This window comes from Streptomyces hainanensis (assembly GCF_004348415.1).
GTDB classification, from domain to species: domain Bacteria; phylum Actinomycetota; class Actinomycetes; order Streptomycetales; family Streptomycetaceae; genus Streptomyces; species Streptomyces hainanensis.
The window spans coordinates 1-7233 of record NZ_SMKI01000403.1 but is presented as its reverse complement, the minus strand read 5'-3'; the positions used below and the strand labels follow the sequence as shown (position 1 = coordinate 7233).

Annotated in this window: 5 protein-coding genes; 1 reads left to right on the top strand and 4 read right to left on the bottom strand. The window is 73.6% G+C overall.

Features of this window, described 5'->3' with window-relative positions:
- Positions 1-7: 7 nt before the first annotated feature.
- From E1283_RS28255 to E1283_RS28240, 4 genes are all read right to left on the bottom strand, one after another.
- Positions 8-2068: a putative bifunctional diguanylate cyclase/phosphodiesterase gene (locus E1283_RS28255; RefSeq protein WP_132820999.1), complete on the bottom strand. Its 2061-nt coding sequence runs from the start codon at positions 2066-2068 to the stop codon at positions 8-10.
- Positions 2069-2215: 147 nt separating this feature from the next.
- Positions 2216-4510 carry an NAD-dependent DNA ligase LigA gene (ligA, locus tag E1283_RS28250; RefSeq protein ID WP_132821000.1) on the bottom strand — a complete coding sequence of 765 codons (2295 nt, stop codon included), beginning with the start codon at positions 4508-4510 and terminating at the stop codon, positions 2216-2218.
- 60 nt (positions 4511-4570) lie between these two features.
- A complete protein-coding gene (locus tag E1283_RS28245; RefSeq protein ID WP_132820998.1) occupies positions 4571-5599 on the bottom strand; it encodes a methionine synthase in 1029 nt (342 codons plus the stop codon).
- Between the two features lie 34 nt (positions 5600-5633).
- Positions 5634-6323, bottom strand: coding sequence for an SDR family oxidoreductase (locus E1283_RS28240; protein ID WP_132820997.1), 690 nt, complete (start codon positions 6321-6323; stop codon positions 5634-5636).
- A 73-nt stretch (positions 6324-6396) separates the two neighbouring features.
- Here E1283_RS28240 and E1283_RS28235 point away from each other — a divergent pair, with 73 nt between their 5' ends.
- Positions 6397-7194, top strand: coding sequence for a carbon-nitrogen hydrolase family protein (locus E1283_RS28235; RefSeq protein WP_207930554.1), 798 nt, complete (start codon positions 6397-6399; stop codon positions 7192-7194).
- The last annotated feature ends 39 nt before the right edge of the window (positions 7195-7233 follow it).

Below are 7233 nucleotides of genomic sequence, written 5' to 3'. Positions count from 1 at the left end.
GGGGAAATCAGGCCGTCGACGCCGGCAGGGCGGCCACGCCCGATCCGCGGGCGCGAAGCCAGGCCGTGGCCTCGGCGGGCGGCATCGCCGCCGCCACCAGCCAGCCCTGGACCGCGTCGCAGCCGAGGTCCCGCAGCCGCTCCCACGTCTCGTCGTCCTCCACACCCTCCGCGACGACCACGAGCCCGAGCGAGTGCGCCAGCTCCACCGTGCAGCGGACGATCTCCGCGTCCTCGCTGTCCACCGTGAGGCGGGCCACGAAGGAGCGGTCGATCTTCAGCTCGCTGACGGGGAGCCGCCGCAGGTGAACGAGCGACGAGTAGCCGGTGCCGAAGTCGTCGAGCGACATCCGCACGCCGTGGCCGGTGAGCCCGGCCAGCGTGTCGGCGGCCTGCTGCGGGTCCTCCAGCATCACGTGCTCGGTGATCTCCAGCTGGAGGGATCCGGCCGGGACGCCGTGGCGGGCGAGGCGGGCGGCGACCGCGCCGGCGAAGCCGGGGGTGTAGACGTCGCGCGGCGAGACGTTGACCGCGACCGGCACGGTCAGGCCGGCGGAGCGCCACCGGGCGACCTGCCGCAGCGCCGTCTCCAGGACGTACTCCGTCAGCCGCGGCATCAGCCCCGACGTCTCGGCGATGGCGATGAACTCGTCGGGCGGGACGCGGCCCCGGTCGGGGTGTTGCCAGCGGACCAGCGCCTCGAGCCCGGCGACCTCGCCGTCGAAGCGGACCTTGGGCTGGTAGTGCAGCTCGACCTCGCCGGCCTCCAGGGCCCGCCGCAGGTCGCCGAGGAGCGCGAGGCGGTCGGGGGTGTTGCTGTCGCGGCTGGCGTCGTAGACCTCGACGCCGCTGCGGTCGTTCTTGGCGCCGTACATGGCGACGTCGGCGCGCCGCAGCAGGCCCTCGGCCTCGGGCGCGTGCTCGGGGAAGACGGCGACGCCGGCGCTGGCCTCGATCACCAGGGTGAGGCCGTCGAGTTCGAGGGGGGCGCTCAGCGAGCCGAGGACGGCGCGGGCGGTGCGTTGCGCGCTGGTGGCGGAGTCCACCGTGGGCAGCAGCACGGCGAACTCGTCGCCACCGAGCCGGGCCGCCGCCGCGTTCGCGGGCAGTTGCCGCCTGATGCGGTCGGCGATCTGCAACAGGAGCTGGTCGCCGGTGAGATGGCCGAGGGTGTCGTTGACCGAGCGGAAGCTGTCGAGATCGATCAGGATCAACGCGGCGCGCTCGCCGGCCCGGTCGGCCTCGTCCAGGGCGACCCGGGTGCGCTCCAGGAGCCACTGCCGGTTGGGGAGGCCGGTCAGCGGGTCGAGGAGTTGGTCCTCGGCCCGGTCCCTGGCCATCCAGAAGGTCGAGTCGAGGGCTATCAGCGGCACCACGAACAGCGGGAGCAGCAGCGGCTTGTGGGCGGCCACCACCACGATCAGCGGGACGATGCACAGCAGCGCGACCGCCACCAGGGCCTGCCGCGCCAGCACGCCGCTGGCGAGCGACGCCAGACCGCCGGGCGGATCGCTGCTCAGCCACAGCAGGGTGCGGGTGATCAGCAGATAGGCGGCGGCGCCCAGGAGTAACTGCGGGACGGTGGTGGGCTCCCAGGCCGACGGCTCCCAGCGGTTCTCGATGCTGGGGCGGTTCCCCCAGGCGGCCAGGGTGAGGGCGGCCGCGCCTATGCCGAGGACGTCGATGGCGCCGTGGAGCAGGGCCTCCCGGCGGCGCTCACGGCGGGCGGCCCCGACGAAACTGACCACGGCCAGGCTGACGAGCACGGCCGGCACCCAGCCGTAGAGCAGGAGCATCGCCAGGGCCAGCGCCGCGCCCGAGCCGCTGCCTCCGCTCCACCAGCGGTCCCGGCCCCAGGCCACGAGGTGGGCCACGATCAGCGTGGTGAGAACGGCGAAGCCCCACCCCGGGCGGTCGGCGGGGAACACCGCCTGGCCGCCGGACAGCAGCCGGGCGACGCCGATGGCCAGGGCGATGCCGGCGGCGGCCGGCAGCGCCGGCCTGATGTAGCGGGACAGCCACGCGTGATCGCGTGGTGGGGGCCGTCTCCCCCCGGGAGCTGACTGCATTCGGGTCCCTCTCACGGCCGTTCTCGCCCGCCCGCGACCGGGCGCACCACCCCACACTAGGCCGCCGCGCGCCGACACGGGCAGGGAACATCGACGGTTACCGAAAGCACGTCGCGCGGTCGTATGTTCCTGGTATATGCCCCGAGTTCAGGAGTTCGACTCTCCGTCAGACGCGCCTTTCCCGCCCTCCTCCTGGATCTCCTCCGCCTCCTCGGACGCTTCGGACGCTTCGGCCTCCTCGCCCTCCTCGCCCTCCTCGGCCTCACCCGTCACCAGGGCGAGCTCCCGCGCCGCGTCCGGGCCCTGTTCGAGCAGCGCGCGGAAGCCCGTCTCGTCGAGGATCGGGACCTTCAGCTGCACCGCCTTGTCGTACTTGGAGCCCGGGCTCTCCCCGACGACCACGAAGTGCGTCTTCTTGGACACGGAGCCGGTGACCTTCGCGCCCCGGGTCTGCAGCGCCTCCTTGGCCCCGTCCCTGGTGAAGCCCTGGAGGGTGCCGGTGACCACGGCGGTGATCCCGACCAGCGGACGCGGGCCCGCGTCCGCCGTGGACTCCTCTTCGAGCCGCACCCCGGCGGCCCGCCAACGCTCCACGATCTCGCGGTGCCAGTCGACCGCGAACCAGTCCTTCAGGGAGGCGGCGATGGTGGGGCCGACGCCCTCGGTCGCGGCCAGCTCCTCCTCGCCCGCCTCCGCGATGCGGTCGAGCGACCCGAACTCGCGGGCCAGCGCCTCGGCCGCCACCGGGCCCACGTGCCGGATGGAGAGGCCGGTAATGATCCTGGCCAGCGGCCGGTGCCTGGCCTCCCTGATCGCGTCCAGCATGGCCAGCGCGTTCTTCTTGGGCTCGCCCTGCTGGTTGGCGAAGAAGGTGACGACCTTCGGCTCCCCGGTCTCCGGGTCGCGCTTGGGCAGCCCGGTGTCCTGGTCGAGCACGTAGGACTTGATGGGCAGCAGCTCCTCGACCGTGAGCTCGAACAGCCGGGCCTCGTCCCGCAGGGGCGGCTCGGCCGGTTCGAGCGGTTGGGTGAGCGCGGTGGCCGCGACATAGCCGAAGTGGTCGATGTCCAGGCATCGGCGACTGGCCAGATAGAAGATCCGCTCCCGCAGCTGGGCCGGGCACGATCGGGAGTTGGGGCAGCGCAGATCGATGTCCCCCTCCTTCATGGGCCGCAGCGCGGTGCCGCACTCCGGGCAGTCGGTCGGCATCTCGAACTCGCGCTCGCTGCCGTCCCGCAGGTCGGCCACGGGGCCGAGGATCTCGGGGATCACGTCGCCCGCCTTGCGCAGCACCACGGTGTCCCCGATGAGCACGCCCTTGGCCCTGACCACCTCCTGGTTGTGCAGAGTGGCGAACTCGACCTCGGAACCGGCCACGGTGACCGGCTCCACCACCGCGTACGGCGTGACCCGGCCGGTGCGGCCGACGCCCACCCGGATGTCCACCAGCCTGGTGTTGACCTCCTCCGGCGGGTACTTCCATGCGATGGCCCAACGCGGCGCCCGCGAGGTGCTGCCGAGCCGCCCCTGGAGCCGGATCTCGTCGAGCTTCACCACCACGCCGTCGATCTCGTGCTCCACGGCGTGCCGGTGCTCGCCGTAGTAGGCGACGAACTCCCGCACGCCCTGGAGCGAGTCGACGACCCTGGCGGCCCTGGCGGTGGGCAGGCCCCACTCCTTGAGCAGGTCGTACGCGTGGGAGAGCCGCTCGATCTCGAAGCCGTCCCGCGCGCCGATGCCGTGCACCACCATCTGGAGCGGGCGGCTCGCGGTGATCTTCGGGTCCTTCTGGCGCAGCGAACCGGCGGCCGCGTTGCGCGGGTTGGCGAACGGCTTCTCACCGGCGGCGACCAGCCGCGCGTTCAGCTCCTCGAAGCGCTCCATCGGGAAGAACACCTCGCCGCGGATCTCCACCAGCGCCGGCACCCGGTCGCCGTGCAGCCGCTGCGGCACCTCGGCGATGGTGCGCACGTTGGGTGTGATGTCCTCGCCGGTGCGGCCGTTCCCCCGGGTGGCGGCCCTGGTCAGCCGGCCGTGCTCGTACGTCAGGTTGACCGCGAGGCCGTCCACCTTGAGCTCGCAGAGGAAGTGGTACGGGATGCCGGCCAGTTCCTCGGCGACCCGCTCGGCCCACGCGTCCAGCTCGGTGTCGTCGAACGCGTTGTCCAGCGAGAGCATGCGCTCCCGGTGGTCGACCGAGGTGAACTCCGTCTCGTAGGTGCCGGCGACCTGCTGCGTCGGCGAGTCGGGCGTGCGCAGCTCGGGGTGCTCGTCCTCCAGGGCCTGCAACTCGCGCAGCATCCGGTCGAAATCGGCGTCGCTGATGACCGGCGTGGTCACGTAGTAGCGGAAGCGGTGTTCCTCGACCTGCTCGGCGAGCCGGGCGTGCCGCTCCCTCGCCGCGGGCGGCACCGAGGACCGGGGCACGGAGGACTGCGGCACCGAGGCGCCTCCCACGGAGGGCTCGGCCTTGGCGGATTCGGCCACTGAACTCGTCTCCCGTCACTCAGGGTTGTCCGCGAGGGATCTCGCCGCCCGGACGCAGTGCTCCAACGCGGCCGCCGCGTACGCCGGGGTGGCGCCCGCGAGGCCGCAGGTGGGGGTGATGGCCACGGACTTCGCGAGAAGCTCCGGAGACAGCCCCAGCCTGCGCCAAAGCGATCTGACTCCACTGACAGTACCGGCCGGGTCTGACAATTCACCGGGCGTGGCGCCGGCGCCGGGGATGACACCGGCGAAGAGGGCGATGCCGCCCTCGACGGCCTCCCCGATCATGTCGTCGTCACGTTCGGTGAGGAGTCCGGCGTCGAAGGAGACGGCGGTGGCACCGGCCCGGCGCAACAGCGCGAACGGCACGCCGGGCGCGCAGCTGTGCACCACCACCGGGTCGTCGCCGGCCACCGCGACCAGCCCGCGCAGCGTCTCCTCGGCGACGGCGCGGTCGACGGCCCGGTGGGTGCGGTAGCCGCTGGCCGTGGGCACCCGGCCGGTCAGCACCGCGGTCAGCGACGGCTCGTCCAGCTGGAGCACCACGGTGGCGCCCGGCACCCGGCGGCGCACCTCGGCGAGATGGCCGCGCAGCCCCTCCGCCAGTGAGGCCGCCAGGTCCCGGCAGGCGCCGGCGTCGCCCAGCATGGCCTCGCCGTTGCGTCGTTCCAGGGCGGCGGCCAGCGTCCAGGGGCCGACCGCCGCCACCTTGAGCGCCCCCGTGTAGCCCTGGGTGAACTCCTCCAGCGCGTCCAGGTCCTCACGGAGCCAGGCGCGCGCCCGGCGGGTGTCCCGTCCCGGCCGGTCCCCGACCCGCCAGCCGCTCGGCTCGACCCGGGCGTACAGCTCGACGAGCAGGCCGGCCGTCCGGCCGATCATGTCCGCGCCCGGGCCGCGCGCCGGCAGCTCGGACAGATGGAGCAGCGTCTCCAGGGAGCCGGCCACGATCCTGGCGGCCTCCCTGGCGTCCTCGCCCGGCATCGAGCCGACGCCGGTGGCCGCCGCCGGTCCCCAGGGGAAAGCGTTCGTTGAGGGTTCAGTCACGGGGACAACGTAGACAACGACGGCCGGCCGGTGGTCAGCCGGTGGGGCGCACCGTCAGGTCGGTGACCTCCGCGCCGCGCGGCAGGTCGAGCGCGGTGAGCACGGTGGTCGCGACGTCCGCCGTGGTCAGCCACCGCTCCGGCTCGTAGTCCCGGCCCTCCTGCCGGTGCACCTTCTCCTGCATGGGCGTCGCGGTACGGCCCGGGTAGACGGTCGTGACGCGCACGCCGTTGGCGGCCTCCTCGCCGCGCAGCGCGTCGGCGAGGGCGCGCAACCCGTGCTTGCTGGCGGCGTACGCGCCCCACTCGGGGTACGCGTGCAGCCCGGCGCCGGAGTTGATGAACACGACGTGGCCGCCGGCGGCGCGCAGTTGGGGAAGCAGCAGCCGGGTGAGCTCGGCGGGGGCGATCAGGTTGGTGGTGAGGGTGGAGTGCCAGACCTTGGTGCTGAGTTCGCCGACGGAGCCGAGGTCGACGACGCCCGCGCTGTGGACGAGCGAGTCGACGCGGTCCGGCGGGGACTGGTGGCCGAGCGCCCAGGAGAGCCGGTCGGGCTCCGCGAGGTCGCCGACGAGGGTGCGCGCGCCCGGGAAGAGCGCCTCGAGCTCCCGCGCGCGGCCGGCGTCGCGCGCCCACAGCCACACCTCGTCGCCCCGCTTGGTCAGCCGCTCCGCGACCGCCGCGCCGATTCCCGAACCTGCCCCTGTGATCACATGGGTTGCCATACGACCATGGTCCCCTACGGCCTGGAGCACGAGGAGGAGGACTGCCATGACCACGATGGGATCGGGAGGGGTGGTGCGGATCGCGGTGGGTCAACTGGCCTCCGGGGTCTCGCCGAAGGACAACCTGGCGGCGATCGAACGGGACACCGAGCGGGCGGCGGACCAGGGCGCCGACGTGGTGGTGTTCCCGGAGGCCGCGATGGCACGGTTCGGCATCCCGCTGGGCCCGGTCGCCGAGCCGCTGGACGGCCCGTGGGCGACGGCGGTGCGCGACCTCGCGGCGCGGACCGGAGTGCTCGTGGTGGCGGGCATGTTCACCCCGGCCGAGGACGGCCGGGTCACCAACACCCTGCTGATCACCGGCCGTGGCGTCGACACCCACTACGACAAGGTGCACCTCTTCGACGCGTTCGGCTTCGCCGAGTCGGCGACGGTCGCGCCGGGCGACCGGGCCGTGACAGCCGATCTCGGTGACGTCCGGGTGGGGTTCGCCACCTGCTACGACGTGCGGTTCCCCGGCCTCTTCACCCGGCTCGCCGACGACGGGGCACGGCTGATCCTGGTCCCGGCCTCGTGGGGCGCCGGTCCTGGCAAGCTCGCGCAGTGGGACCTGCTGGTGCGGGCCCGCGCGCTCGACAGCACCTGCTGGATCGTGGCCGCCGGCCAGGCCGACCCGACGACGGTCGGGCCGGCGCCGAAGTCGAAGGCGCCGACGGGGATCGGCCACAGCGCGGTCGTCTCCCCGCTCGGCGAGGTCCGCGCCCGGTTGGGCGCGGCGCCGGGGCTGCTGGTCCACGACGTGGATCTCACGGAGGTGGCGGCGGCCAGGGCGGCCGTCCCGGTCCTGGCGAACCGGCGGGACGTGGCGTGACGGGGGGTTCTCGGCCGGCCGGGGTTGTCCCCACCCACC

What these genes read in the sequence shown, in the direction of transcription:
- E1283_RS28255 (WP_132820999.1), bottom strand. Translation starts at nt 2,068, where the DNA reads ATGCAGTCAGCTCCCGGGGGGAGACGGCCCCCACCACGCGATCACGCG.
- E1283_RS28240 (WP_132820997.1), bottom strand. Translation starts at nt 6,323, where the DNA reads ATGGCAACCCATGTGATCACAGGGGCAGGTTCGGGAATCGGCGCGGCG.